Here is a 25204-nt window from a genome sequence, read left to right as displayed (position 1 = left end):
GTGGGGTCCGCGGCCCGCCCCTAGGTACCGGTTTTACGGCTGGCACCAGGGCCGCACTCTCCGCACTTCGCTCCAGGCGCCTGGACCGAAGGATCGACGGCGGGCAAGCCGCACACGAAGCGGGCCCCGGCTCCCCCCTCTGCGCGAGGGGACCGCCGGGGCCCGCGGGTTATCTGGCTAGATAGACCACCCTCACTCCTCGGACTCCCCCACGGTGAAGTCGGACACGCACTCGCCGCACATGATCCTGCGGCGCGCCAGGGTCTGGGGCGACACCCGGATGACCGCGGCCGGGGTGCATCGACAGGTGGCCTTGACGTAGTTGCGGTCTTCCTTCTCCTTCTTCGCCGGGGTCTCGCTCTCCTCGCCGGTGTCGTCGCCGGCGGAGGCGTCGACGCCGCCGGTCGACTTACCCTTGCCGCCGCCTCCCCGGGTGCTGGAGAGGTAGAGATCGGGCGTACGGGTGGCCTGCATCGCCGCGTCCAGGGCGGTGATCTGCTCGGCGTAGGCGGTCTTGGTCTCCTCGCTCAGAACCGAGTAGCCCGCGAACCCGTACTTCTTCTTCCACTTGGGCTCAATGTGCTGGCGTTCGATCAGCCCCAGTTCCTGGGCCACCCGGCGGAAGACCTTGTTGTGGTACTGGCTGGCGGAGCAGTCGTCCTCTCCTCGGGCTTCGCAGACCGCGTGGACGGCCTCGTGCAGCAGGTAGCCGAAGACCTTGTCCGCGCCGTCGGCGAGCGACTCCGCGGTGACGAACACCTCGTGGTGCACGGCGTCGCCTTCGCGCAGGCGCCACCGTCGGGGCGCGAAGTGGGCCAGCTCGACGGAGCTCGCGCGGCCGCCGGTGGCCATGCTGACGACTGCCTCGGGCAGGTCCGGGTGTCGTACGCGGATCGCGTTCCACCCGGCTACCAGGGCGGCGGTGACTCCGGCCGCGATCTCTGCGACAGGTGTGGCGGGGATGTCGGGGACGAGTTCCAGCGACGGGATGGGCGCGGGCTCGGGGATGACGGCGTCGATGTCGACTGCGGCCTCTGTGGTCATGACCTCAGCATATCCAGAAACTCACCTCTTAAGAGGTGAGTTTCTGGGGTGAGTTGCGCTCGGACGGTTGACGGCGCGGGCGCGCGTGAGCCCCTGCCGGGCGACGGCAGGGGCTCACAGTCACGGGGGGTCAGATCACAACAGGGCCAGGGCGTCTGTGCCGGCGGACCGGTGCGGCGGACGGATGCGGGGAAGGAGGCCTCGACTGGTGGTCCGTTGCGCTACCGTCCCGCCATGGACGAGACGCCGACGCCGTTCGTGACGAACCCCGACCATCTGTCGTGCGGGATCTGTCCTGCGCTGCGGCTCCCGCGCGAAGCCTTCGTGGTGTTCGACCGGCCTTCGCGGGAGTGTCCGTTCAATCCGGCCGACGGACACCGGTACACCGCCGACGGGACCCCTGCCTGCGTCCATCCCCACAAGGTGGGGCTGGCGCCGGACCGGATCGCCCCGCCGCCCGAACCGGTCGTCATCCCGGCTGAACCGGCCCGGCGGCGCCGCTGGTGGCAGGCCCGCGGCTAGGCGGCCGCGAAGTCGATGGCGTGCTCGCGCCCGGCCCGGTCCATCCCGATGCTCGCGTACCGCTCGGTGAGGATGCCGACGCGCCGGTCCACCTCGCCCTTCGGGAGCCAGTAGCGGGCCGGGGGCTCGCCCCAGGCCAGCCGGTAGGCGCGGTGGGTGAAGTCGCCCTCGGTGTAGTCGGTGTGCTCCTGGTCGGTCTGGTGGATGAGCTGGAAGCCGGTCCGGGCCGCGATCCGGGCGAACAGCTGGGGCTGGGCGATCATCGCGTGGGTCATCTCGTCCACCGGCACCGCGACGGCGACCTCGGCCAGGCGCTCGTCGCCGGTGAGGTCGGCGACGGCCGCCTTGAGGGCGAGGGCCCGCAGCCCCTCGGTGAACAGAGGCCCCTTGTCTCGGTCCAGGCTCCAGCGCTCGATGACGGGGAACCCGGTGAAGCACTGCCAGTCGCTGCTGTACTCCAGGGTGGCGGCCTCGAACGCGGCGAACTCCTCGTCGGCAAGGATCGCGTCCAGGACCTCGGTCGCCCGGTGGGCCACCTGCGCGGGGTTGGGCATGCTCGTGCTCATCTCGGTCTCCTTCGACGAGGTGCTGATGATGTGCCCGCACGCCCCTGGTGGGCCGGTGCGGTTGGTGCGGTGGAACGCCGCGCGCCCGGGGCCGTGGTCCCGCCCGGACGCGCGGCAGCTTTCATGGCCGCCGCGGCAGGTGACGGGGGGCACCTGCGCCGGCGGACGGGGCGGGCTCCAGCTCCTGGGCCAAGGCCTTCGCCTCCCGGCCGGACGGCAGGCGCACCCACACGTAGGCGAGGCCCTCGTCCACACCGTCCCAGCCGGACCCGATCTGGGAGACGGTCCCGGTGATCGGCTTCGGCGACTCGCGGCCGCGGTCCTCCGGCTCCACGTACGTCCGCCCGGTCACCGGGTCGCCGACGCGTAGCCGGGGGTTCTTCCGGCGCGCGGCCACCGGGCTCACCGCCCGTCCCCGGGCTGGTCCAGGACGAGACCGAGCAGGCCCCGGCACTCCCGGGCGAGCTCCTGGACGTAAACGTAGGCGGCGTGCTGGTCGGCGGGCAGTCCGGCGGCCAGGGCCCGGTCGACAGCGGCGGCCCCCTCCTCGACCAGCTCCGTGCGCTCCGGGTCTCCCCAGCGGGGGGCCTGCTGCACGGCGATCGGTGCCAGGAGCCTCAGGTGCCCCGCCAGCCACCGGAACCACTGCGCGCACACCGTGCGATCGGGGGTGCCTTCCCGGTGCTCCAGGACCTGGGACACCGTCTCGCTGATCAGGACCACGTCGACCGGCAGCTTCGCGGTGGTGCCGTCGGCGCGGACCACCGTCAGGACCCTGCCTTCGGGTGAGGCGAGCTGGAGCAGCCGCTGCGGCGGACTCCCCTCCGTGTCCTGATGCGCTGACTGCGTCGGCATGGTCGTCACTGTCCATTCCTGTCGGGCTGGCGTGATGAATAGTGAACTCCGCGTCACCGCGCGGGAGTACGGTGTGAGGCAGGCAAAGCGGTATATCGGGTATACGGGCAGGTGCTCATGGCCACGCGCACGCCGAACGACAAGCTCCGCGACCTCGTCGCCGAATCCGGCTGGACGTACGAGGCCGTCGCCAAGGCGGTGCGGGCCGTCGCGGCCGAGTGCGGGACGAGCCTGCGCACCAACAAGTCGGCGGTGGAGCACTGGATCGCGGGCACCCGGCCGCAGTCCGGCACCGGCCGGTACCTGGCCGTCGCGCTCTCCCGCCGGCTGGGCCGCCTGCTGACCTCCTGCGACCTCGGGTTCCCCGAAGCCGCCGCCGATGGGCATGAAAGCATCGGGCTGACGGTGGGGGCCGATCCGCTCGACTCCCTGATCCCGATGTGGAGGGCCGAGTTGGACCGCAGACGCTTCCTGGCGGCCTCCGCGTACTCGGTGGCCGCCGCCGCCCTCCCCCTCGCGCACGTCGGGGAGATCGCTGCCCGCACCGCCGCCGCCCGCACCGGGCAGATCATCGGCATGGCCGAAGTTGCCGCCGTCCGCGACATGATCGGCATGTTCTCCGAGATGGACGAGCGCCACGGCGGCCAGCACGGACGGTCCGCCCTGGTCACCTACCTGCGGGACGACGTCGCCCCCCTGTGCCGGGGCCGGTTCCGCACCGAGGAGACCCGCCAGCAGATGCTGTCGGCCGCCAGCCGGGGCGTCCACCTGCTGGGCTGGAAGTCCTACGACGCCGGACAGCAAGGCCTCGCCCAGCGCTACTACCTCCAGTCCTACGGCCTCGCCGTGGAGTCCGGGATCACCGGCCACGACGGCTTCGTCATGCGCACCATGGCGATGCAGGGCCTCAAGCTGCACCGGCCCGAACACTGCCGGGCTCTGGCCGAGACCGGCCTCGGCAAGGCCAAGGGCCGCGTGGACGCCCAGACCGAAGCCCTGTTCCGGATCGTCCACGCCCACACCCTCGCCAAGGCCGGAGCGGGGAAGGCAGCGCTCGCCGAAGCCGAGCAGGCTCGTGTGCTGATGGCCGGGGCGCCCGGCGACGAAGTGCCGTTCTGGGCGCTCGCCTGGGGCCCGCCCGCCGCCTCGGTGCACTCCCGGACCGCGAAGGTCCACGAGACCCTGGGGGATCACCGGGCGGCCGCCGACGCCTACGCGCGGGCCGCCATCACCCGCCCGGCCACGACCTACGCCCGGATCGTCGCCCTGGACCTGGTCGCCGGAGCCGAGATGCACCTCAAGCGCGGCGGCATCGAGCAGGCGTGCACGACGTGGGGTCAGGCCATGGACCATATGGACGGCGTCCGCTCCGTCCGCACCCGCAAGGCCGTCAAGTCCATGCGCAGTGACCTCGCCCCGTTCCGCGCCCGTGGGCTGCGGTGTGCGGCGGAGCTGGACGAGCGCGCGGTGGACTTCCTGGCCGCCGGCTGAACTCCGGCAGGTCAGGGCGTCGATGACCATCTGCCCAGTGCCGGAGAGCACCTCGTCGGCCGCCGTGGTCCGCATCGTCGGGGCCAGGTAGCCGCGGCGGGTACGGCTTTGAGGGGACACGGGCAACACGGCAGCCTCCTCGCCGATCCGGGCGTCACCAGCGCGGCCGGGCCGCCGACGGGGCCGCCCGATTCCACGGACCGACCGTACGAGCGGCCTGGGTGCAGTAGGACTGACTGCGGGTACGAGTAGAGCGCGCCGTGCCCAAGGGAGCGCCATGAACTCCAGACCTCACCGGCCCTTAAGCGCCGGTCTCATCAGCGGTTTCGTGCTGCGCGCCGCGCGCACCTCGATCCCGGCCACACAGCAGCAGCTCGCCGAGCTCCTGGCCGTCGACCTCGCCACGGTGCAGGGCTGGGAATCGGGGCGCCGCCCGCTGGCGAACATGAAGGCCGGGATCCTCCTCGGCATGCGCCGCCGCCTCGCGATCCTGGGAGCCTCCCCGGCCGTCCTCGCGCTGCTGGACCCCGCGATGGACGCCGACCACATCATCGCGGCCGTCCTTGCCTCTGCCCGCGCTGGCGAGCACCCCCTCGGGGAATGGGTCCACACCCGCCAGACCGCGCACATGCTCGCCTGGGCGCTCACCGGCACCCCGCCTCCCTCCGCGGCCGGGCTCCTGGCCGGACCCCGACGGGGTCCGGCGGGCGCGGCCCCGCTCCTCGCCCCCGACGACCGCCTCGCCTTCTTCGAGCAGCTGCGGGCCACCGTCGAGACCGCGCCCCGCGCGGATGCCGGCGGGATCCTGCTGCACCGTCAGGCCCTGTACCTGTCCTCCTACGACCGGTCCCCGCAGGCGGTGGCGTGGACCGCGCACGCCCTCCACGCCCGGCGCGGCGCCCTGGCCGGACACGGGTGGACCCCGCGGTGGGCGGAGGCGCGCTCAACGGCTGCCGCCCTGGCCCGGCTGGGCGACCCCGTCCCTCTGTGGGACTTCATCGAGCGGGCCATGGCCGGTGACGACGACGGTGAGGCCGCGAACCTGAACTACTGGGCGTACTGGCTCGGCGTCGCCCATCAGCCGCAGGCGGACGACGCGTTCATGCGCGACCGGGCGCTCACCGGTCTGGATCCCGTCGCGCTCCTGCGGGCCCTCGCCGAGGGGATGCACTTCGCCCCCGGCTACGTCGACCTCTACACCCACTCGCTGTGGGCGCTGCTGCACGTCCACCCCTGGCTCCCGCAAGCTCTTCCCGCTCTGTCCGCGTCGCTCGCCGGACGGCTGGACAGGCTCTCGGACGAGGGCGGGATCTCTCCGAGATCCAGACGGGAACTCGGGGAGGTCCACTACGTTTTGCACCAGAACTGATGATCGGCAACCGGAGGTCACCATGGCAGACGAGACGGCGCAGGGTACGGCCGGGTTCCTCTTCGAGATGGGCGTGCTGAAGAACGCGAAGCGCACCGGCTGGTGGTTCACCGGGAACAACAACCCCGAGTCGATCGCCGAGCACAGCTTCCGTGTCGGGATCGTCGGCTCCGTGCTGGCCATGATGGAGGGCGCCGACGCGGGCAAGGTCGCGCTGATGTGTCTCTTCCACGACACGCAGGAGTCCCGCATCGGCGACATCCCGCACATCGGCCGCCGCTACATCGAAGCCGCCAGCAACTCGGCGGTGACCGCCGACCAGGTCTCCGCCGCACACCCGTCGGTCAAGTCCGGCGTCCAGCGGATCGTGGACGAGTACGAGGGCGGTGCCTCCCTCGAAGTCCTGGTGGCCCACGACGCGGACAAACTGGAGTGCCTGGTGCAGGCGGTGGAGTACCGGTCTCAGGGGTACGCGGAGGTCCAGGACTGGATCGACACCTCGCTCGCCAGCCTCAAGACGGCGTCCGCGCAGGCCCTCGCCGAGGCTGCCCTGACGATGTCGCCGCTCCAGTGGCGCCGCACGTTCCTGGAGCGCTGACCCCGCGGGCAGGCGGGCCGATGGCGACCGCGGCCTCGTCGGGGCCGCGGCCGCTGCCGGCCGGTCAGTCCTCCGGTCGGCTCCATGCGCTCGGCACGATGCTGGGCAGCCGGTGGTCCACCTGGTGCTCCCCTTTCGTGCAGCCCGCGAACGGGCCGGACGAAGGCCGCAGTTCGCGCAGGCACGGGTCGAGATGGTCGCGGTGCCACACGCTCGGACCGGTGTATCCGCAGGTGGCTGGGTCCGTCAGCTCCTGCCAGGCCAACCACACGGCGTGCAAGCGGGCGATGGCGACGGGGTGCTCGAACCACAGGTGGCACCATCTGGCGTCCGCGCTGGGCTCGGCCAGGTAGCCGGGTACGAGCACACCCTCCACCCACTCGACCAGCAGGCGGAGCTCGTCGTCGTACTGCGGAGGGTCGAGCAGCAGGATGAAGGGCGGGAACCCTTCCTCCTCTTCCTCGCCGCCACCCTCCCCGGCCTCGTTCTCGGCCTCGCCGCCGGCGGACTCCTCCTCGCCCTCGGAGGCCTCGCCCTCGGAGGCCTCGCCCCTGTCGGCGTCGCCGGTTCCTCCGGTGAGTTGCTTGACCTGCCCGGCCAGACGGGCGACCTCCGCCTTGAGGTCCTCCAGGTCCTGGAACAGCCCGACCGGCACCTCGAAGTCGGGCAGGCCTTCCTCGTCAGCCACGGCGCGCGGCCTTCCGCTCCTCGTACGCGGCCACGGCCCGCTTGGTGATCGCCGCCTCCTCCGCCTTCATCTGCGGCCCGATGTGCGCCATGGCCTTCTCCGCGTACCAGGGCCGCAGGCCGATCTGCGCGACGGGCATGCCCGTCGACATCAGCAGCGCGGTGCCCTTCCTCATGGCGCGGATCTCGGCCGGGTCCAGGACCTGCTCGCGCTGCTCGCTGTAGCTGCGGGAGTAGCCCTCCTTGCCCTTCGAGTAGCTGCCGCGCTCGACGTAGTGCGCGCCGGTCAGAGTCGAGATGTCCTGGGCGAACTTGGCGTCGTCGATCCCGACGCCGATCAGCTTCTTCGTGGCTGCGCTCCACATGGAGTCCATGCCGACCTCGCCCCATGCCCGTACGCCCTGGCGGTAGGACTGGAGGATCACGAACGGCGTGATGCCGCGGGATCCCAGGTGGGAGTAGAGGTCGGGCAAGTCCGCGATCTTGCAAATGTTGGCCGCCTCATCGAGAACGGCGCGCATCGGTTCGGGCAGGCGGCCGCCGTGGCGTTCGCCCGCCTCGGTGCCGGCCGTGAAAACGGCGTCCGCGACCGCGGCCACCAGGGCGCTGGACGGTCCGCCCTTCTTGCTGAGCAGGTAGAGGGTGTCATGGCTGGTCGCGAACGTCTCGGGGTCGAAGCGCGGCCGACCGCTCTTGTCCGGAGTGACCCACGCAAGGACTTTCTCATCTCGCAACGCACCCATGGCAGTTCGGGCGTTCTGGTAAATACCGGACTGCGTCTCCTCGGCAATATTAATTGAAGAGTCAACTTGTTCGGCAAGCACCGGCTCGTGCTGGTAGAGCACGCGCAACGGCGCCTTTTCCTTCGGGTCGGCGAGCCACCGCATGACCTCCCGGACGGTGGCGCCCTCCCACCATGCCGCCCGGAAAAGCCCGGTGAGGAGGTCGCCAGCGGCCTGGCTCCAGAAGGGATCGGCCTGCTCGCTCGTGATCTGGTTGACGAAGTGGCTGGCCAGCCGCTCGGCGCCCTCCAACGTCTCGGCCTGGGCGACCAGGTCGACCCATACGCCCCGTTCGGCCTGCGCGACACCCTGGGTGTCGAAGAGGAACGTCTCGCCGACCTGGCCGCGGCTCTTGACCGTGGCGGCGTAGACGTCCGCCTTATTCGACGTCATCAGCAGCGCGCCCGGCGCCTCGTCGGCGACCGGAACCGCCAGGGAGGTGGACTTGCCCGCGCGCGGCGCCATGATCGCGACGTAGGTATCCTCGTCCGACCCGCGCAGCTCGACACCGGACGGCAGGTGGTCGCCGAGCAGCACGCCCCGGTCCCGGGCCTCCAGTTCCTTCGGCTTCACGTCCTTCAGGGAGGCGCGCAGCCGGGTCGCGGTGCGGGCCGCCGCCTTGGGGGCGAGCTCGCGGACCTGGTGCAAGGTGGCCAGGCTGCTGGCGTTGCGGAACCAGCGGACGGCGACCCGCAGACCCCAGACGACCAGGGCCACGACAACCACGTCGAAGAGCGCGGCGCCGACAGCCGAAGCGGTCTGCGAGTGCTCCCACACCGAGGCCCAGTCCGTCGCCATCCGGTAGACGGTCAGCGGCGCGGCGGGCGCCACGTCATCGCCGGTGACGAGCGCGCCGGCCGCGGCCCCTGCGTAGGTGGACGCGGACAGCAGCACCACCCCGCCGAACAGACTGCCGCCGACCGCCCACGCCCGGTCGTTCTCCGTCATCATCGGCTGCCACCCCCCGTGATCGTCCCCGTCGTCGTCGTCCGGCGCCGGTTGGTGTCGGTGCTGTAGAGCCCCTTCTCCGTCGGGGTCAGCTCCATGGACGCAGCGATGCCCGGCCTCGTGCCGACCTTGACCATGTACTTGCCGCGGCCCGGGTGGCGGGCTCCTTCTTCCTCGACCGCCCGGCCCGTACCGTCCTCGGAGACGCTGGGGTCAATATCCAGGCCGGTGGAGGTCGCCGACGACCACGAGCCGATCATCATCCGCTCCTGTTCCGTGAGGGTGCGCTTGCCGGTGACGCGCCGCAGCTCCTCCTCGGAGGAGGCGCCGATCACCCACGTGTCGCACCGGTCCATCAGCCCCCTGGCTTTTGCGCGGTCCTGCTCGGTGGGCAGAGCTTCGACGTCGAGCAGGGAGTGGGTGACGTAGATGGTGACGTCGTCCGTGGTCCGGTTGAGGCGGCTGATCGCGTCCATCGCGTCGACCAGGCCCGGCCCGGAACGCAGCGCCCTCCACATCTCGTCCATGGGCAGGACGAGCTTGCGGTCCATCAAGCCGATCGAGCGGGCCGAGTCGATGCTGCTGTAGGTGTAGGCCCAGGTCGCGATCATGCCCGCGCTGATCACGTCGTTGCCCCGGGCGCGCAGCGCGGAGATGTCGACGCTGACCGCGGGCGCGTTGATGTCCAAGGGGGTCGTGGTCTGGCCGTCGAAGAGCCCCTTCAGCGGCCCGCCGATCAGATTGTCCAGTCCGGCGATCACCGACCGCGTCAGGTCCTGGTACCGCTCGCCTTCGGCCGCCAACTTGGTCCGCAGCTCCTCCGGAGCGGCGCGCAGGACCTGCACGACGTCGGAGACGATCGGGTCGACACCCTGCTTCTGGCCGTCCGAGGCAACGTGGACGGCCGTGTCCAGTGCGCTGCGTTCGATCTCGTCGGGGGTGCGGCCCAGCCCGTGCTTGGTGGACAGCAGGGCGACCAGCGTCTCCAGCCTCCGCCCGTTGAGGACGTCGAGCAGGGCGTTGCGGCGGTCGACGGGAAGCGACTGCACGTGCGCCTTGAGGGGGCCCGAGTCCAGCGGGTTGATACGGCCGATGCCGTCGCCGATCCGGACGACGGAACCGCCCAGAGCGCTGATCAGGTCGGAGTACTCGCCCTTGACGTCGCCCGGCACACACGTCATGTGGCCGTACGCCGAATAGACCAGGCACATCCGTTTGACCAGCGCAGACTTGCCCGCGCCCGGCTGACTCATCACCCACACACCCGGGTTGGTCGTGAGCTTGCCGGTCCAGCCGGACGGGTCGATGCAGACCAGTTCCCCGGTGAGCACGTCCCGTCCGACCGGAACACCGCGCGGCGGCAGGCCCGAGCCCAGCAGGAAGGGGTAGATCCCGCCGACCTGCGTACTCGGGCCGGTGTAGACGGTGCCCGCGTCCTCGACGGCCACGCGGCCGCCGAAGCGGCCGCCCCAACCGGACCTCGGCGCGTACCGCGCCTTCAACTTCCGTTCTGCCCGCCGCTCCTCGCGGGTCTGGCTCTCCTCGACCACACCGAGCACCCGCTTGGGCGTGGTCATCACCGGCATTTTCGCCTTGCGTGCCATCCTCAGCCCTTCACCAGCGGGTTGTAGCCCAGCGGCAGCCCGGCCGCGAAGACCGCGGCCTGCGCTCCGTAAGCGGGCCTCATCCGGATTCCCCTCGTGGCCTTCACCGCGCGCTCCAGCTCCTGGCGCGCGGCGGGAAGGTCGGCGGTGTTCCTCGCGGTGACCGTCACCATCAAGGTCCAGTCGACGACCTGGGCGCCGCCGGCCACCTGGGCGGCGGCTTCCTCCGCCCGGCGGGAGTCGGCGCGCTGGCTCCACTTCGCCCGGCCCTTGACCTCGGCAGTCGCCTGCTCGCGCTGGTAGGCGTGGCTGATCTCCCGCTCCAGTACCGCCTCGCCCTCGTGCGGGTCGAGCACCCGGTAGGCGATGGTGATCCGGCGCTGGAACCGTCCCGGCGCCAGCAGCGGCAGCAGCACGCTGTACGCGATGGGGCGGCGCGGCATCTCGCGCAGCACCCACGAGACGGAGACTCCCCCGTCGTGCGCGTACTCCTCCCAGTTGTCGTCGGCCGCCTGCGGCCCGCACTCCGACCACGACAATTCCTCGAAGTCCGCGTCGCGCGCGTTGAACACCGCCGGGTCGTAGGCGCTGCGCACCAGACGACGCACGTCGATGTCGGTGGCCCGCCGCTCGATGTCCGTACCGGTGCCGGACAAGTCGAGCGAGTCGACCACCTTGATCGCCTCCCCCACCTGTTCGGCAAGGTCGGTCGGGGGGTTCACGGTGGCGCTGGGGTCCACCGTGACCGACATCCACGGCGCCACCGAGGCGGTGGCGTGCGGGGTGGTGCGCACGAGCTCGGCGACGATCTGCTTCGCGAGCTTGGGGGCGCCGGGGTCCTGACGGGCCGCCACGTCATCCCCGAGGGCTTCGCCGGCGCCGGGGGTGATCTGGATGGTGACGCTGGCGCCCTTGACCTGCTCGTCGGTACTCATGGCCTCCAGTACGGAGGACCAGGTGCGCAGGGAGCTCTGCACCGACCCGGTGGGGGCCATCAGGCTCCCACCGGGGGCGAGCAGCGTGCTGATGGTCATGTATCCGGTGGCGCGGTCGTGGACGACACCGACGGGCTTGCCCGTGGTCGGATCGTGCGCCTTCACCAGCGTGGCAGAGGCGCCCACCCCGGGCATGTCCAACGCGTACGGATACTCCAGCAGCTGGCGCCGGTAGGAGTTGGCCTCGACCCTTGCAGCCCGGCGCCAGGACATCTTCGCCCAGTAGTAGGCCAGCGCGGACATGCCGTGTCGGCGCGCGGCGGCCAGCCCGAGGGCGAGCAGCGTGACCGGCAAGCTGACCAGCAGCGTGACCGGCGCCTGAGTGGCGATCAGTCCGTCTGCCAGCAGGACCATGGCGGCGGCGATGGTCGCCCCCTTGGAAAGCCCGCCGAGCCCGAAGGACCGGCGGACCCGGAAGCCCGAGACCATCAGGGTCTTGGGCACTTCGTGTGCTGTGCTCACTGCTTGCCCCCACCGACTTCTCCAGCCGCTCCCTGGATGGCGTTGTTGACGCCATCCAGAACGGCGATACCGATGCCGACCGGACCCGCGGCCGCAGCCGCGCCGCCCGCCGCAGCCGCGCCGCCCGCCGCACCTGCCGTGCCGGCTGTTCCTGCCGCACCGGCGGTGCCTGCCTGCCCTGCGGCACCTGCCGCCGCACCTTCGGCGCCCGCCCCCTGGGCGGGGATCTTCGCGGCTGCCTCGTTGCGGCCTGCCTGCGCGAGCGCGTCGCCGCCCTGGCCGCCGCCGCCCTGCTTGCCCATGCTCTGCTCGACCATCTGGGCGTGCTGCACGGCGCTGGCCGGTCCGTCGCCTCCGCCGCCGCTGTCGCCCTTGTCTCCCTTGCCGCCGATGTAGCCCGCCGCCGCGCCGAGGGCGCCGCTGGCCCCGCCGACGGCCATGCCGCCGCCGACCGTCTCGCCGAACGGGGCGAACAGCTTGGTCAACGGCCCGGGCGCAAGAACGCCGAGGACGAGGGTGGCGCAGCCGCGCAGCCATTCCGCCAGGGTCTGGCTGTGTCCGAACTCCGCGAAGCCCGTGCACACGATGACCGCCAGGATCGGCTTGTAGGCCACGATGACCAGACCTGAGGTGATGAGCTTCGGAGCCCACTGCCGGGTGGAGTCGCCGCCCGTCCGGCCTGCGGCAGCCACGGGCAGCAGCAGGCAGATGAGGGGGATCGCGCTCTGCCGCAGGAACACCATGACCAGCTGGATGCCGCCCACGATCAGGATGACCTGCACCACGCCGAGCACCAGGATCGGGTTACTGATCCCGGCGGGCATCATCACCGCGACAATCCGCTCGTACGCCGCGGCGTCGTTGTCGAACGTCGCGTTGACCAGACCTGCGGTCAGCGCGTCCGAGGCGACCAGCAACAGCGCGAACAGGCTCACACCAACGGCCGTCAGCACCAGGTTCTCCACCCAGCCCACCATGGCGCGCCCCAGGTGCTTGACCTGCCCGGTCACGGCCATCTTGCCCATCTGCCACATGACTCCGGCCACCGCGATCAGTAGGCCCAGCCACATCAGCATCCCGGACAACGTGGCGTCTGGCCCCCACAGTTTGGTCGCGGCCAGATCGACCGATGGCCCCATCAAGGCGACGGTCAGCACCTTCTTGATGATCAGCTTCACGCCGTCAGCGGCGGACTTGATCACATCCCCGAGAACCGAGTCCCAGACCTTCTTCCACTCCTCTTTGATCTTCTTCTCTGCCGCGTCGCCGATCTTGTCGCACAGGGATCCGCCCTTGCCCGCGATGGCGATGATGACCCCGAGGATCGGGCTGGTACCGGCTCCCACCATGCACGCCACTTCGACGCCGTTGCCTATGGGCCCGTCCGCGCGCGCAGGCTGCGGCGCCGTCACCGTGACCCCGAGGGCCACGATCAGGGTCAACAGCAGGGCAACCAACCGGTGCTTCACGACGCCTCCCGAATGGCCGTCCAACCCGCGTCGTTGAACGCGTCGTCACCCGGGGCCACCATCGCGGGCTCGCTCTGGCCCACGGTGTCCTGCTGGGCCCGGATGGTGGCGGCCGCGGTCAGCTTCCAGTCGCCGTCCTGCCACTGCGCGCCGGCCAGGGTGCGGGTGTAAGAACCCTTCTCCTCGGCCGTCTCACCGGCCTTCTGGACCACGCGGGCCAGCAGCCACACCGTGACCTCGTCGGCCGACTTCTTGATGACCTTGTAGCCGACAACGTGAGTACGCACGTAGGCGCCCGACGGCAGCGGCTGCCCCGCCGGGACGCCCGCCTCCTGGGCCAGCGTCTTGTCGCTCGCCTGCGCATTGAGCTTGATCTGCTCGGCCGCCTGCGCGGACTGGTCACCCTTGCCGAGGTACGAGTTGTAGATGCGCACCTGCTCGTCGACGGTGGAGTGGTCGCCCTCGACGCGGGTGGTGTTGCCAGCGGCCGTCATGGCGACCGCACCCTCGGCCGTGTGCGGGAACCCGACCTGGCTGCCGCGGTCGTCCGTACGCTGCCCCCGCGGCAACGCCGTCCACCGCTGCGGCTCGGTCCAGTCCTGCGGCGGCGCGTACGTCGCCTCGGGGCTGGCCGCCCCGCTCACGCTCGGGCTGGCGCCACCGCCCTTGGCCGGAGTCTGTGCCTCGTCCCCGTCACCCACGAGTGCCGCGTAGCCCGTCAGCAGAATGACGACGGCCAGCAGAACCCCCGCGGCCCACGTCCCCTTCGTGTTCCACGTCCCCCTGGTTCGCGACATGTCAGCCCGTCGCAATCCCGTTGAGGATCGTGATCAGCGACCCGGCCAGAAGGATGGTGGCGACCCCTCCCCCCATCCACTTGAAGGGTTCGCTCCCGCCCCCGTTCCTCGACTTGTCCGAAACCGCGAGCTTGTAGACGCCGTAACCCGTTCCGCCGACCCCGGCGAGAATCAGCAGCCACAGGGCGTACCCGAAAATCTTGGTGACGGGGCCGTCCAGCCCCGGAATCTTCGTCGGCGTCGAGCCCGGAATGAGGCCGCCGTCCGCCGCGAGCGTGAAGAGCTGCACCGTCGTGCTCATCGTCTGTCCCCTTCGATCTTGCGCCGCAGCCCGTGGGCTGCGGCCTGAACGTCCTTGTACTCCAGGGCCTCGTCTGGATCTCTAACGGCCCGGAGCACGGGCAGGTACGGCACCCGGGCCACCCCTGCCAAGCGCCCCTCCAGCGCGCGCACCAGGTACCGGGCATCCGGCACCGGGCGGGCTGGTGCGTCAGAAATCAGCACCAGCCACGGCTTCGGCAGCGAGCCCCAGCGCTGGAGGAGGTCCTCCACGCGCTTGATGCCGTACACGGTCGTCTCGGCCAGCAGTACCGGCTGGGCTCCGTACGGAATCGCCTCGGCGGGACCCAGGACCCGGGCGCGCTCACCGGCGGCGGCGTCACCGTCGAGCATCCGCGCGACGGTAGCCACCGCAATGCCGTATCCGTGAACCGGAATCAGCGCGTATTTAAGTACAACCGGCGTACGTGTCACCGGGGTTGGTGTCTCTGGATGAGTAATCACACCGCAACTCCCCCCTGCGTTCATGCGTTTCCACCACGGGATCTGAGCCCATGGGGTACTGAGGCTAGCGTGCACCCGTGACAAACCCGAGCAGTGTTTTTCCCGGTCGCCGGAGGTCAGGTCACGTGGGTTGCGAAACAAAGGCGTGCGGGCACGAACACCGGACGCCGAAAACATCATCCGGATTGAGGAACCCGACCTTGCCGGAATCCGGTCCGGCAGTACCCACCGCACAGAGCCCAAAAGCCATCAGCCACACCCCCGAGTCGCCAATGCCCGCACGCGGACGCCGCTCCATTTCGCCACGCGAAATGAAGCGGGCGGCATTTCGCTGTGCGAACTCACCGCGCGCAAGACGTTCCCTGACCCTACGTGAGGTCTGCCACGATCAAGCACTCGCCCCAGGTCCGGCGCCCGCCCGGGCCCCGACCCGGCGCGGTGCCGGACCCGCACGCACGGCTCTCCACGCGGCTCCTGACGTCCACTCACCGAAGGCAGGCACACTGCACGGCCCATGATCTATTTCGGCAAGCCCGCACCACAGGCAGGACAGCGCGGCGCACAAGCACGGGGGGAATGACATGAAGTGGCTGGTTGGGATCGTCCTGGGGGTGTGCGGCCTGATGCTCGCGTGCGTCGGGCTGATCGTGATGGTGGTCATCGACAGCGACGCCCACGCGAACGAGATAGGAGATGGCGGCGGCGGTCTCAGGGGTGTCCCCTCCGAGTACAGGCCATGGCTGTTCAAGGCCTCCGCGGCGTGCAAGGACCACCGGGAACTCACCCCCGCGCTGCTGGCATCCCAGCTGTGGAACGAGTCCAAGTTCAAGAACACCCACGACGAGGCCACCTCCGACGCCGGCGCGAAGGGGCCCGCGCAGTTCGTCGACGGCACGTGGGCGACCTACGGCAGGGACGACGACGGCAACGGGAGAAACTCGCCGTGGGACATAGGCGATGCCGTCATGTCGCAGGGCCGCTACATGTGCTCCCTGCTCGGCGACGCGAAAAGCTCCGGCTTCGGCGGTGACCCGCGCGCCCTCGCCCTCGCCGGATACAACGCGGGCTGGGGCGCGGTCGAGAGATTCCGCGGAGTCCCGCCGATCTGGTTCGCCCGCCGCCCCGGCCAGGCCGAGGGAGAGACCTACGGCTACGTGAAGGCCATCATGGCCGACATCCCCAAGTTCCAGGGCGGCGGTCTCCTGGAGGTCTCCGGCAACGGCTCCGGTCCGGACGCCGTGCGCCGCGCAGCGGCCCGGATGGGCACCCCGTACTCCTGGGGCGGCGGCACTCCCGCGGGCCCCTCGACAGGATTCTGCGACGGCCTCAACGGGTACCTGAACGGGCAGTGCAGCGCCTCCAGCACCGTCGGATTCGACTGCTCGTCATTGGTCCAGTACGCCTACTGGCCGACCACGCACCTGCCCCGCGTAGCGTCCGAGCAGTACGGCGCAACCTCCGGCCGAGCAGTCTCCCGAAGCGAGCTCAAGCCCGGCGACCTGCTCTTCTGGAGCAAGGGCGGATCCGGCTCCATCTACCACGTAGCGATGTACGCGGGCGACGGCAACGTCCTGCACGCACCGCGCACAGGCAGGAACGTCGAACTCCAGCCCCTCACCTCCGCAATGCCCGAGTCGGACTACTTCGGCGCCACCCGCCCCTGACCGGCTCCGGGGGCGCAATCCGGCGCGACCGAAAGGCAACACCGATGGACCGGTACTTCCGGAGCATGACCGTCCTGCGGCACGACCGCAGCGATGCGCTGCGCTACGAGACCTTCTCCGACGTAGTGCTGGCCGGTCTCGGCGACAGTCGCCCGAACCTGTACCAAGGGGCACAGCGGATCATGGAGAAGAAGCTGAAGCTGGCTCCCGACGGTTACGTCACAACCTGGTTCGAGCTGGCCCCCGACGCCCTCACCAACGCCCCGCACTTCTGGACGCTGAGCGTGTGGTGGCGAAGCCGCAAAGGGGACCACCACCACAGCATCTGGGGCGAGAGCCTGCCCTCTCCACACGACACCCGCTCGGTCCTGTTCGGGCTGGCCCGTCGGATGGTCGTGGAGAACCACGGGGTTCCCGAGAAGCACGCCGTGCTCTCCTTCGACTGCTCGCCAAGCATGTTGGCCAACTAGCCGAGGACAGGCCCCGAAAACGACGCGTGCCGCAGACCAAAAGGTCTGCGGCACGCTCGTGTTCTGCCGCCCTCTAGCGGGTCCGGCCCTGCTTTGCCGGACCGGCTTCCCGGTGCGCAGCTACCCCCGGCTCGGCAGGCGCCGCACCCTTGGGCGCCTGCGCCTTAGTAGGGCCCACCGTCGACGACTGCGACCGCGCCGCCGTCGTGCTGACCCGCGGTCGCGCACCGGTGCCGGCGGTACCGGGGGGACGGCGCAGCGCATCACTGGTCGCCTGCAACAGCCGCGTACCCAAAGAACCCTGCCCCTTCTCCCACGAGGTGTCCTTCATCAACCCGGCCAGGTGCTCCTTGACCGGCTGTCTCTCGCTCTCCATCTTGGCCATCCGAGCGGCCACCACCGGCCACTGCCGCGCCGCAACCATGAGGTCGGCATCGCGCTCCCGGCCGGGCATCGCCTCGCGCACCATGCGGGCGAACCGCTGGTTCTCCTGAGAGGAGATCGCCACCTGGCGAAGCGCTCGATCCCGGTCGGAAAGGTCGAGATCCTTCGGGAGGTCGAGCCCCTCCGTCATCGGCCCCCACGACAGCATCGCGTCACGGCTCGTGGCCGACGCCTCACCCGCGGCGAAGACCTTGGCCATCGCCTGGTCCACACCAAGACCTTCGTCGTGAGCGGCGACAAGAATCTGCCGCACGTTCACTCGCTTCGCGTCAAGCTGGCTCAGCGTCACCGCCATCTCCGGCCACGCCGGGGAGGACAGCATCGCCTCCCGGACCGGCCCCGCCGGAAGCAAATCGCGCAGCATCTTCTCCCACTGCCCGGTGCCCTCAGCCGCGACCCTTTCCTCGTTCGCAAGGACCTGGTCCCGCACGCTCACCGCAATCTCACCGACGCGCGGCAGCAGCTGCTCCAAGTCGACTCCGGCCTTCTTGAGCGCCATCATCTGCTGCGCGAGCTGCGGCCAGTCCGCCCCCTTGAGCATGGCCGCGGAAATGTCTGCGGGCAGCAGGTCCTTCAGCTCCTCCTTCGCGTCCTGGACCGCCTGCTCCGCGGGCGGCAGCTCCTCCTCCTCGCCCTTCTTCAGCCGCTGCTGATGACGGCGGACGGCATCAGCAATGGCCATGACCAGACGCACCGACATGACGGCCGTCTCGACCGCTTCGCCCGCAGACTCGGCGAACGGCTCCCCCTGTGGTACTGGTGTCGACATCTGGCTGAACTCCCCTCGTTAGCGGGTCCGCTTCGGACCCTTGCGCTGCTCGTCACCGGGCGGCCTGCGCCGTGACGCCGCCGCTGCCTTGCGCACCGGTGCGGCGCTCCTCCCCTTGCCGCCCCCGGCTGTCGACGACGGACTGGCACCGGACGTCTCCGCCGTCTCACGCTCCTTCCGCCAGCCGTACAGGCGCCATGTAAGCACCTCGGCGGCCGACTCCGCTGATGTCAACTCCCGGCGGGCCGCAACCGTTGCCAGCACGTCAACGGGATCTTCACCCGCCTTCTCAACATCCAGCAGCCGCGCGCGCAGGGCAGGCCACGCCGAGTCCGTCAGGATGATGCGGGCATACTCGGGAACGGCTTCCTGCACCACTCCCGCCATCAGCCGCTCACTTGGCGCGGCCGCCTTGCGCTGGCCCGCACCCGGGCGGGCGGCAGCACGCTTAGGGCGGGGCCGGTACTCGCGTGCCGCGTTCGCGCCGGCGGTGACCTCGACCGCCTCCCGCAGCAGACGACCAGCCCGTCCGGATGCTTCCGCCTGGGCCCGGTGCTCCTGCGCCTGATGCCACCGCCGAGAAGCCTCCACAGCCTGCACAAGAGCCAGAAGAAAACCGAGGGCTGCCACCGTGCTGCTGCGGCCGACCGCGGCCGCCGACTGCGAGAGAACCTGAGCCGACGCCCGGTACAGCGCGCGGGCCTGCCCCTCCAGCGCACGGTCACCCGGAGCTCGTGATGCCCGCTCGAATTCGGATGCCGCCTTCCTCATCTGCGTGCGCACCAGCCGGGGGGAGACGATGGCTGCGACCACAATCAGGTCACCGAGCGCGGCCACGTCACCCGCACCCTGCCGCAGTCCCTGGGCACCGAGCTGGTCGGCGGCCTCGCGGACCTTGCCCTCGGCCACCCGCCACATCTCCGCCGGCGCAAGTCGCTGAGCCGGGACCGGTGAACTCCACCGCTCGCGCACCCGTGGCAAGGACAGGTCGGGCGCGAGTCGGGTGCCGGGAAACCAGATCGGTTCCTGCTGCGGATTACGGTCCCCGGGCATGGCCACCGAGTAGCCGGTCAGGTTCCCGTCCGGCGCGATCCGCTGCTTCACCCGCAGTCCGGCCGCCGCCAGTCGCTCGAAGAAGTCGGCGTCGCTCGTAGCCTCCGCTGCCACCTCCCGCACCGTGCGCTGGAGCGTGACCCGGGGCGCCTCGCTCAGCCCGCGGCGCTTCGCCTTCTCCAGCTCACCGGCCTTCCGCCACTGCGCCGCCGTCTTGTCGCCGGTCTTCAGTCGGCGCAGTCCCAAGCGCTCCTCGAAGATGCGGGCCGCAGCCTGCAACTTCACGATGTCCTGGGTCAGGTCGGCCTGCCTCCCGTCCTCGCGAATCTTCGTGGCAAGGAGGTGGATGTGATCCTCAGCGTGGCGTACCGCCACCCATCGACAGCCTTCGTCGTCGCCGTGCTCCGCGATACCGGCAGCGTGCATCATCTCGATCGCCACCTCCGCCCACTCCTCGTCCGAGAGGATGCGGTCCTCGGGCGCGTTGCGGACCGCCACGTGGTAGACGTGCTGCGGCGGCTTCTTCCCCTTCGTCGCGAAAACGGGTGCGTCCAGGAGCAGCGCAAGGTCCGACAACGTGAAGCTCTCGGAGCGCGCCGGGTCTTCGACGTGCGGGTCCCACGCGGCCACCAGGTGAGGATCCACGTGTTCGTCCCGCCGGCCGGGACCGTACAGGTAGGCGAGCAGACCGTAGGTGTCGCTGCCCTCGTCGAGCTTCTCCGGAATCACCCGCGCTCCCGTCGTTCCCGCATCAGCTGAAGGGTCGCCTGGTCGATGTTGTGGATGGCCTTGAGCAGCGCCGCATAGACCGCGTCGAACTGTGCGTCGGGAACCTCGCCTTCGGAGTTCTTGACCTTCGCGATCTGGTTGTGGTTGACGCCGACCCGCTTCAGCTGCCGCCGCGTCTCCATCAGCTCTCGCACCACGGCCTTGGCGTCGACGGCCACCGGCACGACGCTCTCCTCGGCCACAGCCAGCGCGGCGCGCGCGACCCACGAAGCGATCGCCTCACGGTCAATTTCAGCAGCCGCTCGGATGAGGTTCTGTTCGTCGTCGTTGTACGAGACGAGGAACCGATTGGAGCGTCGGCCGCCAGCCTCCCGCTCACGCCGCCGCACCGCGGGGCGCCGGTTCTCCCCCGCTGATGGCTCTGCCATGAAGCCCTCCCGGCCTTGCCCGGTCCGTGCTCGGACCAAATGATCACCGGCTGTCCACCCTAGTGGACCTCCAGCCGGTGGGGCCGTTTCTGATATCAGAAACAACTACCTTGCTACCGGTTTCTAGGGTGGGCTCTCCAAGTACCGATTTCGGTTTGATGCGGGCTCAAAACCCGTGCCAACGGTGCAGGTTGACGGGCCTTTTGCCGCACGAACCGCGACCTGGCGACGTACGATGCTCGCATGTCTGCACACGAGATCCTTCAGCGCATGGAAAAGCTCCAGGCCCTTCGCGCCGCGGCCATCACGCCGCTGGCCAAGATTCAGGATGAGCGCGCGGAGCTGCTTCAGCGGCTGGCCGCGCTCGACGAGCCTTACGGCAAGGCCTACGTCGACGCAGAGGTGGCGGGCTGGTCGTCGGACGAACTGGCGGAGATCGGCATCGAAGAGCCGCTCAAGCGTCCCAAGGGCCGTCCCCGGAGCCGGAAGGTTGTCGCCAAGAAGACGACCGATGCTGCTCCTGATGCACCCTCGCCGGCGACTGCGGTACCGGCGCAGAGCGCGACCGGGTCCGCCGTACCGATGGCTGCCGGTGACCAGTCCGGCTGAGCGCACGAAGACGCAATGAGGGGCTCCGCTTCGCGGGGCCCCTCTTTACTTTGCAGTGGACACTCCGGCTCGGCACAGGACCGTCACGGCGAACCAAACCCGGACACGCAAAAGGCCCCTGCGCGCCACCGACTACTCAGTGGCCCACAGGGGTGGCACTGGAGCTTCTACGCCGCCTGAGCGGCCCGGTCTCCTTCTTCGGCGAAGAGGAGCATCTGCTCGATCCTCGCTGCCGGGATGGCGGGTACCGAGTAGATCCGGTGGACGTAGGAGCGGACCTTCTCTTCCCAGTCCAGGATTCCGAGGATCCGGGCGAAGAACGCTGCGGAGACCATCGGGCAGACGGCGTCAGCGGCCTGCTGCGCCATGTTGCGAACTCCTCGGCCGCGGCCGACGTGGCGCCACGGAAAGTCCCCGGGGAATCCGACGAGGCGCGCGATGTCGCTCTGGGTGATGCGTTCGCCGGTCTCGGAGTCGGTCCAGCCGTAGATCGTCGCGGTAACGCAGGTCGACGGACGGTCGGCGGAGCGGCTTCCGCCGCCCTTGGCGCGGCCGGTTGCCGGGTCGAGCGGGCGGTTGCCGCGGGTGAGGATCGTGCGGCCGGTGGGCCACCCGACTACCTCGGCGAACGTCGTGACGGGGAAGGGGATCTGGGGGGTGAGGTCGACGAAGGGCTTGGCTTCGCCTCGGTAGGCGGCCATGAAGCGGCGCTTGCGGTGGCTGGCCGCGCCGTAGTCGACTGCGTCAAGCGTCCACGACTCGGTGGTGTGCCAGCCCGCGTCGGTCAGCTGCTCGAAGAGGGCTTCCTCGATCTGCGCGGGCAGCGCGGAGGACTGCTCGACCGCGACCCATTCCAGGATCGTGTTCCATCGGGCGAGCATCCCCAGCGGCCAGATGATGACCTCGCTCATGAGCCCGGCGCGCGGGTCCTCCAGTTCCGCCAGGGGTTCGCGGACCTCGTCCCACGTCATCCCCGAGCGGGGCGCAAATCCGCTGGCTGCTCCGTCCCAGGGGAGGAATCCGGCGGCCGCGGTGGCTTCGTAGATGACGGACAGAATCAGGTTGATGGATCCTGCGTACCGGCCCTTGCCCAGACCGCTGGGGGTGAACGCCTGGCACGGCGGGGTCAGTGCGATTCCGCTGACCCACTGGCAGGCGGGGTTCTCCGGGGTGAGGTCGGTGACGTCGGCGTGGATGACTCGGAATCCGGCGGCGGTGGCGGTGGCGACGGCACCGCCGTCCAGGTCGATGCCGATGATGTCGACGTCGGCGTTGAGGATGTCGCGCAGGCCGACCGAGAGACCGCCGGGGCCGTGGAAAAGTACGACGACGCGCTTGCGAATGATGCGGCCGAACGCGTCGCGCTCCGGCTCGAAAAGCCACTCGATCGGGAAGGGGCGGGCGTACCACTCCAGGAGTTGGCGGGTCTCGTCGTCCAGAGCGGCGAGGTCCTCGGTGGTGACGCGGTGGCCGCGGCTCTCCAGGCGGCCGCAGGCTACGGCGGCGCGCTCGCCCCGGGCTTCGCGGGTGAGGTGGGCGATCTTCTCTTCGTCGTCTTCGACGATGGCGTACGCGCATTCGGTGACGCGGGCGTGTGCTTCGTCTTTCCAGTGCTCGGGCTGGCGTCCGGGGTTCAGGTGGGCGTACTCGGCCAGGATCTGGGCGGTCGTCTGGCACTCGACGAGAGCGGGGTGTCCGGCGGCCGCGGCGAGAGCGGCGGCGTCCTCGGCGTCCTGCTGAACGTCTTCCGGGTCGGCAGGGTGAGGGTGCGGCACGGGGTGGAGCAGGTTCAGCAGCCCGCTGGCGGGCACGCCGGAAACTCGGGTGTCACCCATGGGGTTCCGTCCGTTGAGGTGGTCGGTGTGGTGGGCCGGGGCCCGGTGCCGGTTGGGGGATTCCCGCCCCCCTTCCGACATGTCTAATACTCTCAAGTTTCTAGGTGTGGGTCAACCATAAAACCGCAGGTCAAGAGTCTTTTCTGAGGGCCTGTCAGGTTGGTTTCAGCACCTGGGGCGGCTCGCCAAAAGGCGGGCCGGGTCGGGGGGTTCCCTCCTCGGTCGGGCAGGCGAAGCCTGATTGCAGGCCGTGTCGGGGGGCCAGGCTCGCGCTCGCGCGACCGCCGCAGGCGGCTTGGCCTGGTGGCCCGGCGCGGGCTGTGATCACCTGTGGGGCCCGGGCGAGGAGGGAATCCCCCGACCCCCACCCCACCTTCTCCACCCGCTCACCGCGGCTTCGCTCGCGTCCTCCACCCCCTCCGAGAGAGGGCCGGGGTGTGGGGCGGAGCCCCGCGCGCCTGTAGCGCGCCGCCGGAATCTCCGCCGCCACTGCATCGTCCGGGTGCCACGAAAAAGGGCCAGTGCATCCCTGTCCGGGGTGCACTGGCCCTTCTCTGCGGCTGGCTACTGGAGTCGTTTCCGGGCCTCGGTGACGATGCTCTTCCAGGTGGTAATCGACTGGCCGTGTTCGCGGGCGAGCTCGGCGGCGAGCTCGCCCGCCTTCTTGCCGGGATCGGCTGCGAGCGCCGCGACGGCGTACTGGACACGGGGGTCCGGCTTCTTCGCGGTGGCTGGTCCAGCGGGCCGTCCACCGGTTGTTCCGAAGGACGGGTTGGCGTCCACGAAATCCCACAGCTGGCGCCGGGTGCGCCACCGGCGGACGCGGGTCGGGAGCTCCTCGACGCGCCCGGCGGGCCAGCCGGGCGGCGGCTTCTTGTCGTACTGCGTGATCCGGCTCGGGTCGACTCCCAGCAACCGCGCCTGCGCCGCCGGCGCGAGTTCCTCGTCCGGGTCACCCGTGCGGTCGACCCGGCTCTCGACGTCCGGGGCCGCGCGCTCCTGGCGGCGATGCTGCTCGAACCAGTCGGTCCACACTGCCAGGTCCCAGTGCATGACACCCCACTGCACGACGCCATCGACGGTGAGGGGCGCGGGGTGGCCGTTGGTCTCGCGCGCAGCCCACAGGTTCGCCAGGGTGGCGCGGCTGAAACCGCTGTGCGCGATCAAGTCCTCGCGGGTCGCCCACTGGCGACCGCCGATGCTCTTCACGGGAGTGTGCTCCTGGTGGTCTCGGGTCGGTGGATAATGATGCCTGGTCTGGTTCATGGGCTTGTTGAGGGCCCTCGGTGGCCAGACCGTCGGCCCGGCGGGATTCCCACGCTTTTGCGCCCCGCCGGGCCTCTTGCTGTCTTCGGTCAGCTCCGCGCGCGCTCGATGATCTCCCGCAGCGAGATGCTCTTCTTGAACTGGTCGCCCATCTGTACCTCGGCCTCGGCGTACTCGGCGAAGAGCTCAGGGTTGAGCTGGGCGGAACGGACCAGGTCTTCGGTCTTCGCCAACGGGCAGGCCCGGCAGCTCAGACGCCGCATTCCCCGGTCGTAGGCCTCGTGCCGCTCGATGCCGTGCTCCTCGTGGAGCTGCCACACCTCCGCGGTGGTGAGCTGTTGAATCGGCAGCCACGTCGTGACGATCCGCAGCGTGCCCTTGCCGCTCATACGGTGGCGCTCGATGACCGGCTTCTGGGCGCGGGCCTTGGACTCCTCCGCGCGCATCCCCATGGCGTATCCGGCCCGGATCGGCTCGCCGAGCCGCAGCTCTGCGGCGAGTTCGTCGATGTAGACGCGCCCGACGGCGGTCTTCGTGTCGCTCGTGCAGAAGCGAGCGAAATGACCGGGCCAGCGGCCGTGGGAAAGGATCCGCTCCCACAGTGACGGCCACCTGGTGCTGCGGCGGACTGCGAAGGGCACTCCGTATGCGGCGGCACGGCGGCGGGCGACGTCGGCCGCGCCCGGCCACTCGATGCTGTGGCCGCCCGGCGTGCTGCCGAGGTCACAGTGCAGCACCCGCACCTTGTGCAGCTGTCCGGCCTCCTCGGCCGCCCGGCACACGGTGTGCACGGTCGCCCCGGAGTCCTTCCCGCCGGAGTCGCCGATCACCACGACGTGCTGACGGTCCCAGTCGAACTCGGCCGCGGGCGCGGCCGGCGTGGCGGCCGGCGGAGCGAAGAGCGCGAGTTGCGCGGCGGTGCAGCTGGAAGCGCACGGAGGAAGGGGCTTGGGCATGTTTTGCTC

At 70.2% G+C, this 25204-nt stretch carries 25 protein-coding genes; 7 read left to right on the top strand and 18 right to left on the bottom strand.

Annotated elements, in window-relative coordinates:
• Positions 1 to 192 precede the first annotated feature (192 nt).
• The gene (locus OHS33_RS39495; protein ID WP_330335818.1) at positions 193 to 1044 is read right to left on the bottom strand and encodes a hypothetical protein; all 852 of its coding nucleotides are present in this window, start codon (positions 1042 to 1044) and stop codon (positions 193 to 195) included.
• Positions 1045 to 1278: 234 nt separating this feature from the next.
• Between OHS33_RS39495 and OHS33_RS39490 the strand changes: the two genes are divergently transcribed.
• On the top strand, positions 1279 to 1566 hold the full coding sequence (locus OHS33_RS39490) for a hypothetical protein (protein ID WP_330335817.1): 288 nt from the start codon (positions 1279 to 1281) through the stop codon (positions 1564 to 1566).
• Here the strand turns inward: OHS33_RS39490 and OHS33_RS39485 are convergent.
• The 3 genes from OHS33_RS39485 to OHS33_RS39475 all read right to left on the bottom strand — a co-directional run bounded on the left by OHS33_RS39485 (position 1563) and on the right by OHS33_RS39475 (position 2987).
• Positions 1563 to 2132 (bottom strand): hypothetical protein, encoded by a 570-nt coding sequence (locus tag OHS33_RS39485; RefSeq protein WP_330335816.1) that lies wholly within the window; start codon positions 2130 to 2132, stop codon positions 1563 to 1565. The genes OHS33_RS39490 and OHS33_RS39485 overlap by 4 nt on opposite strands.
• Before the next feature lie 121 nt (positions 2133 to 2253).
• The gene (locus OHS33_RS39480) at positions 2254 to 2529 is read right to left on the bottom strand and encodes a hypothetical protein (protein ID WP_330335815.1); all 276 of its coding nucleotides are present in this window, start codon (positions 2527 to 2529) and stop codon (positions 2254 to 2256) included.
• Between the two features lie 5 nt (positions 2530 to 2534).
• Entirely contained in the window at positions 2535 to 2987 is a 453-nt protein-coding gene (locus OHS33_RS39475; protein ID WP_330335814.1) for a DUF6415 family natural product biosynthesis protein, read from the bottom strand.
• 117 nt (positions 2988 to 3104) lie between these two features.
• On the opposite strand from OHS33_RS39475, the gene OHS33_RS39470 reads away from it, so the two are divergent.
• The 3 genes from OHS33_RS39470 (at position 3105) to OHS33_RS39460 (ending at position 6445) form a co-directional block, all read left to right on the top strand.
• Positions 3105 to 4478 carry a hypothetical protein gene (locus tag OHS33_RS39470; protein WP_330335813.1) on the top strand — a complete coding sequence of 458 codons (1374 nt, stop codon included), beginning with the start codon at positions 3105 to 3107 and terminating at the stop codon, positions 4476 to 4478.
• Positions 4479 to 4755: 277 nt separating this feature from the next.
• The gene (locus OHS33_RS39465) at positions 4756 to 5847 is read left to right on the top strand and encodes a helix-turn-helix domain-containing protein (RefSeq protein WP_330335812.1); all 1092 of its coding nucleotides are present in this window, start codon (positions 4756 to 4758) and stop codon (positions 5845 to 5847) included.
• A gap of 22 nt (positions 5848 to 5869) precedes the next feature.
• Positions 5870 to 6445, top strand: coding sequence for an HD domain-containing protein (locus tag OHS33_RS39460; RefSeq protein WP_330335811.1), 576 nt, complete (start codon positions 5870 to 5872; stop codon positions 6443 to 6445).
• Between the two features lie 64 nt (positions 6446 to 6509).
• On the opposite strand, the gene OHS33_RS39455 is transcribed toward OHS33_RS39460, so the two are convergent.
• From OHS33_RS39455 to OHS33_RS39420, 8 genes are read right to left on the bottom strand one after another with little or no spacing between them, the layout of a single operon-like run.
• Entirely contained in the window at positions 6510 to 7133 is a 624-nt protein-coding gene (locus OHS33_RS39455) for a DUF4913 domain-containing protein (RefSeq protein WP_330335810.1), read from the bottom strand.
• Positions 7126 to 8865 (bottom strand): type IV secretory system conjugative DNA transfer family protein, encoded by a 1740-nt coding sequence (locus OHS33_RS39450; RefSeq protein ID WP_330335809.1) that lies wholly within the window; start codon positions 8863 to 8865, stop codon positions 7126 to 7128. The genes OHS33_RS39455 and OHS33_RS39450 overlap by 8 nt, the downstream gene beginning before the upstream one ends.
• On the bottom strand, positions 8862 to 10439 hold the full coding sequence (locus OHS33_RS39445) for an ATP-binding protein (RefSeq protein WP_330335808.1): 1578 nt from the start codon (positions 10437 to 10439) through the stop codon (positions 8862 to 8864). The genes OHS33_RS39450 and OHS33_RS39445 overlap by 4 nt, the downstream gene beginning before the upstream one ends.
• 29 nt (positions 10440 to 10468) lie before the next feature.
• Positions 10469 to 11923 (bottom strand): SCO6880 family protein, encoded by a 1455-nt coding sequence (locus OHS33_RS39440; protein ID WP_330335807.1) that lies wholly within the window; start codon positions 11921 to 11923, stop codon positions 10469 to 10471.
• The gene (locus OHS33_RS39435) at positions 11920 to 13392 is read right to left on the bottom strand and encodes a hypothetical protein (protein ID WP_330335806.1); all 1473 of its coding nucleotides are present in this window, start codon (positions 13390 to 13392) and stop codon (positions 11920 to 11922) included. The genes OHS33_RS39440 and OHS33_RS39435 overlap by 4 nt, the downstream gene beginning before the upstream one ends.
• Positions 13389 to 14189 (bottom strand): hypothetical protein, encoded by an 801-nt coding sequence (locus tag OHS33_RS39430; protein ID WP_330335805.1) that lies wholly within the window; start codon positions 14187 to 14189, stop codon positions 13389 to 13391. The genes OHS33_RS39435 and OHS33_RS39430 overlap by 4 nt, the downstream gene beginning before the upstream one ends.
• 1 nt (position 14190) lies before the next feature.
• A complete protein-coding gene (locus OHS33_RS39425) occupies positions 14191 to 14490 on the bottom strand; it encodes a hypothetical protein (RefSeq protein ID WP_330335804.1) in 300 nt (99 codons plus the stop codon).
• Entirely contained in the window at positions 14487 to 14879 is a 393-nt protein-coding gene (locus tag OHS33_RS39420; RefSeq protein ID WP_330335803.1) for a hypothetical protein, read from the bottom strand. Before OHS33_RS39420 ends, OHS33_RS39425 begins: the two co-directional genes overlap by 4 nt.
• 674 nt (positions 14880 to 15553) lie before the next feature.
• Between OHS33_RS39420 and OHS33_RS39415 the strand changes: the two genes are divergently transcribed.
• Both OHS33_RS39415 and OHS33_RS39410 read left to right on the top strand, forming a co-directional pair.
• Complete coding sequence (locus tag OHS33_RS39415; RefSeq protein ID WP_330335802.1) at positions 15554 to 16636, top strand: C40 family peptidase; 1083 nt, start codon at positions 15554 to 15556, stop codon at positions 16634 to 16636.
• 44 nt (positions 16637 to 16680) lie between these two features.
• Positions 16681 to 17106 (top strand): hypothetical protein, encoded by a 426-nt coding sequence (locus OHS33_RS39410; RefSeq protein WP_330335801.1) that lies wholly within the window; start codon positions 16681 to 16683, stop codon positions 17104 to 17106.
• Positions 17107 to 17179: 73 nt separating this feature from the next.
• Here OHS33_RS39410 and OHS33_RS39405 read toward each other — a convergent pair whose 3' ends face one another.
• Genes OHS33_RS39405 through OHS33_RS39395 form a run of 3 tightly spaced genes read right to left on the bottom strand, consistent with a single transcriptional unit; the run spans position 17180 to position 20529 of the window.
• Positions 17180 to 18319 (bottom strand): hypothetical protein, encoded by a 1140-nt coding sequence (locus tag OHS33_RS39405; RefSeq protein WP_330335800.1) that lies wholly within the window; start codon positions 18317 to 18319, stop codon positions 17180 to 17182.
• A gap of 18 nt (positions 18320 to 18337) precedes the next feature.
• Positions 18338 to 20101, bottom strand: a complete 1764-nt coding sequence (locus tag OHS33_RS39400; protein ID WP_330335799.1) for a relaxase/mobilization nuclease domain-containing protein — start codon at positions 20099 to 20101, stop codon at positions 18338 to 18340.
• Positions 20098 to 20529, bottom strand: coding sequence for a hypothetical protein (locus tag OHS33_RS39395; RefSeq protein WP_330335798.1), 432 nt, complete (start codon positions 20527 to 20529; stop codon positions 20098 to 20100). Before OHS33_RS39395 ends, OHS33_RS39400 begins: the two co-directional genes overlap by 4 nt.
• Positions 20530 to 20772: 243 nt before the next feature.
• Here OHS33_RS39395 and OHS33_RS39390 point away from each other — a divergent pair, with 243 nt between their 5' ends.
• Entirely contained in the window at positions 20773 to 21138 is a 366-nt protein-coding gene (locus OHS33_RS39390; RefSeq protein WP_330335797.1) for a hypothetical protein, read from the top strand.
• Between the two features lie 167 nt (positions 21139 to 21305).
• On the opposite strand, the gene OHS33_RS39385 is transcribed toward OHS33_RS39390, so the two are convergent.
• The 3 genes from OHS33_RS39385 to OHS33_RS39375 all read right to left on the bottom strand — a co-directional run bounded on the left by OHS33_RS39385 (position 21306) and on the right by OHS33_RS39375 (position 25195).
• On the bottom strand, positions 21306 to 22973 hold the full coding sequence (locus OHS33_RS39385; RefSeq protein WP_330335796.1) for a hypothetical protein: 1668 nt from the start codon (positions 22971 to 22973) through the stop codon (positions 21306 to 21308).
• A 564-nt stretch (positions 22974 to 23537) separates the two neighbouring features.
• Positions 23538 to 24182 carry a hypothetical protein gene (locus OHS33_RS39380; protein ID WP_330335795.1) on the bottom strand — a complete coding sequence of 215 codons (645 nt, stop codon included), beginning with the start codon at positions 24180 to 24182 and terminating at the stop codon, positions 23538 to 23540.
• 146 nt (positions 24183 to 24328) lie between these two features.
• On the bottom strand, positions 24329 to 25195 hold the full coding sequence (locus tag OHS33_RS39375; RefSeq protein ID WP_330335794.1) for a phosphoadenosine phosphosulfate reductase domain-containing protein: 867 nt from the start codon (positions 25193 to 25195) through the stop codon (positions 24329 to 24331).
• Positions 25196 to 25204 lie beyond the last annotated feature (9 nt).

Origin of the sequence: Streptomyces sp. NBC_00536, from assembly GCF_036346295.1 — a bacterium.
GTDB lineage: Bacteria > Actinomycetota > Actinomycetes > Streptomycetales > Streptomycetaceae > Streptomyces.
Note: the sequence above shows the minus strand (reverse complement) of the source record. Positions and strands in the feature narration are given on the sequence as shown.

Excerpts from the sequence above, each read along its gene's own strand:
- OHS33_RS39495 (WP_330335818.1), bottom strand. The coding sequence starts at position 1,044 with ATGACCACAGAGGCCGCAGTCGACATCGACGCCGTCATCCCCGAGCCC.
- OHS33_RS39490 (WP_330335817.1), top strand. The coding sequence starts at position 1,279 with ATGGACGAGACGCCGACGCCGTTCGTGACGAACCCCGACCATCTGTCG.
- OHS33_RS39485 (WP_330335816.1), bottom strand. The coding sequence starts at position 2,132 with ATGAGCACGAGCATGCCCAACCCCGCGCAGGTGGCCCACCGGGCGACC.
- OHS33_RS39475 (WP_330335814.1), bottom strand. The coding sequence starts at position 2,987 with ATGCCGACGCAGTCAGCGCATCAGGACACGGAGGGGAGTCCGCCGCAG.
- OHS33_RS39470 (WP_330335813.1), top strand. The coding sequence starts at position 3,105 with ATGGCCACGCGCACGCCGAACGACAAGCTCCGCGACCTCGTCGCCGAA.
- OHS33_RS39465 (WP_330335812.1), top strand. The coding sequence starts at position 4,756 with ATGAACTCCAGACCTCACCGGCCCTTAAGCGCCGGTCTCATCAGCGGT.
- OHS33_RS39460 (WP_330335811.1), top strand. The coding sequence starts at position 5,870 with ATGGCAGACGAGACGGCGCAGGGTACGGCCGGGTTCCTCTTCGAGATG.
- OHS33_RS39450 (WP_330335809.1), bottom strand. The coding sequence starts at position 8,865 with ATGATGACGGAGAACGACCGGGCGTGGGCGGTCGGCGGCAGTCTGTTC.
- OHS33_RS39445 (WP_330335808.1), bottom strand. The coding sequence starts at position 10,439 with ATGACCACGCCCAAGCGGGTGCTCGGTGTGGTCGAGGAGAGCCAGACC.
- OHS33_RS39430 (WP_330335805.1), bottom strand. The coding sequence starts at position 14,189 with ATGTCGCGAACCAGGGGGACGTGGAACACGAAGGGGACGTGGGCCGCG.
- OHS33_RS39425 (WP_330335804.1), bottom strand. The coding sequence starts at position 14,490 with ATGAGCACGACGGTGCAGCTCTTCACGCTCGCGGCGGACGGCGGCCTC.
- OHS33_RS39415 (WP_330335802.1), top strand. The coding sequence starts at position 15,554 with ATGAAGTGGCTGGTTGGGATCGTCCTGGGGGTGTGCGGCCTGATGCTC.
- OHS33_RS39410 (WP_330335801.1), top strand. The coding sequence starts at position 16,681 with ATGGACCGGTACTTCCGGAGCATGACCGTCCTGCGGCACGACCGCAGC.
- OHS33_RS39405 (WP_330335800.1), bottom strand. The coding sequence starts at position 18,319 with ATGTCGACACCAGTACCACAGGGGGAGCCGTTCGCCGAGTCTGCGGGC.
- OHS33_RS39395 (WP_330335798.1), bottom strand. The coding sequence starts at position 20,529 with ATGGCAGAGCCATCAGCGGGGGAGAACCGGCGCCCCGCGGTGCGGCGG.
- OHS33_RS39390 (WP_330335797.1), top strand. The coding sequence starts at position 20,773 with ATGTCTGCACACGAGATCCTTCAGCGCATGGAAAAGCTCCAGGCCCTT.
- OHS33_RS39385 (WP_330335796.1), bottom strand. The coding sequence starts at position 22,973 with ATGGGTGACACCCGAGTTTCCGGCGTGCCCGCCAGCGGGCTGCTGAAC.
- OHS33_RS39375 (WP_330335794.1), bottom strand. The coding sequence starts at position 25,195 with ATGCCCAAGCCCCTTCCTCCGTGCGCTTCCAGCTGCACCGCCGCGCAA.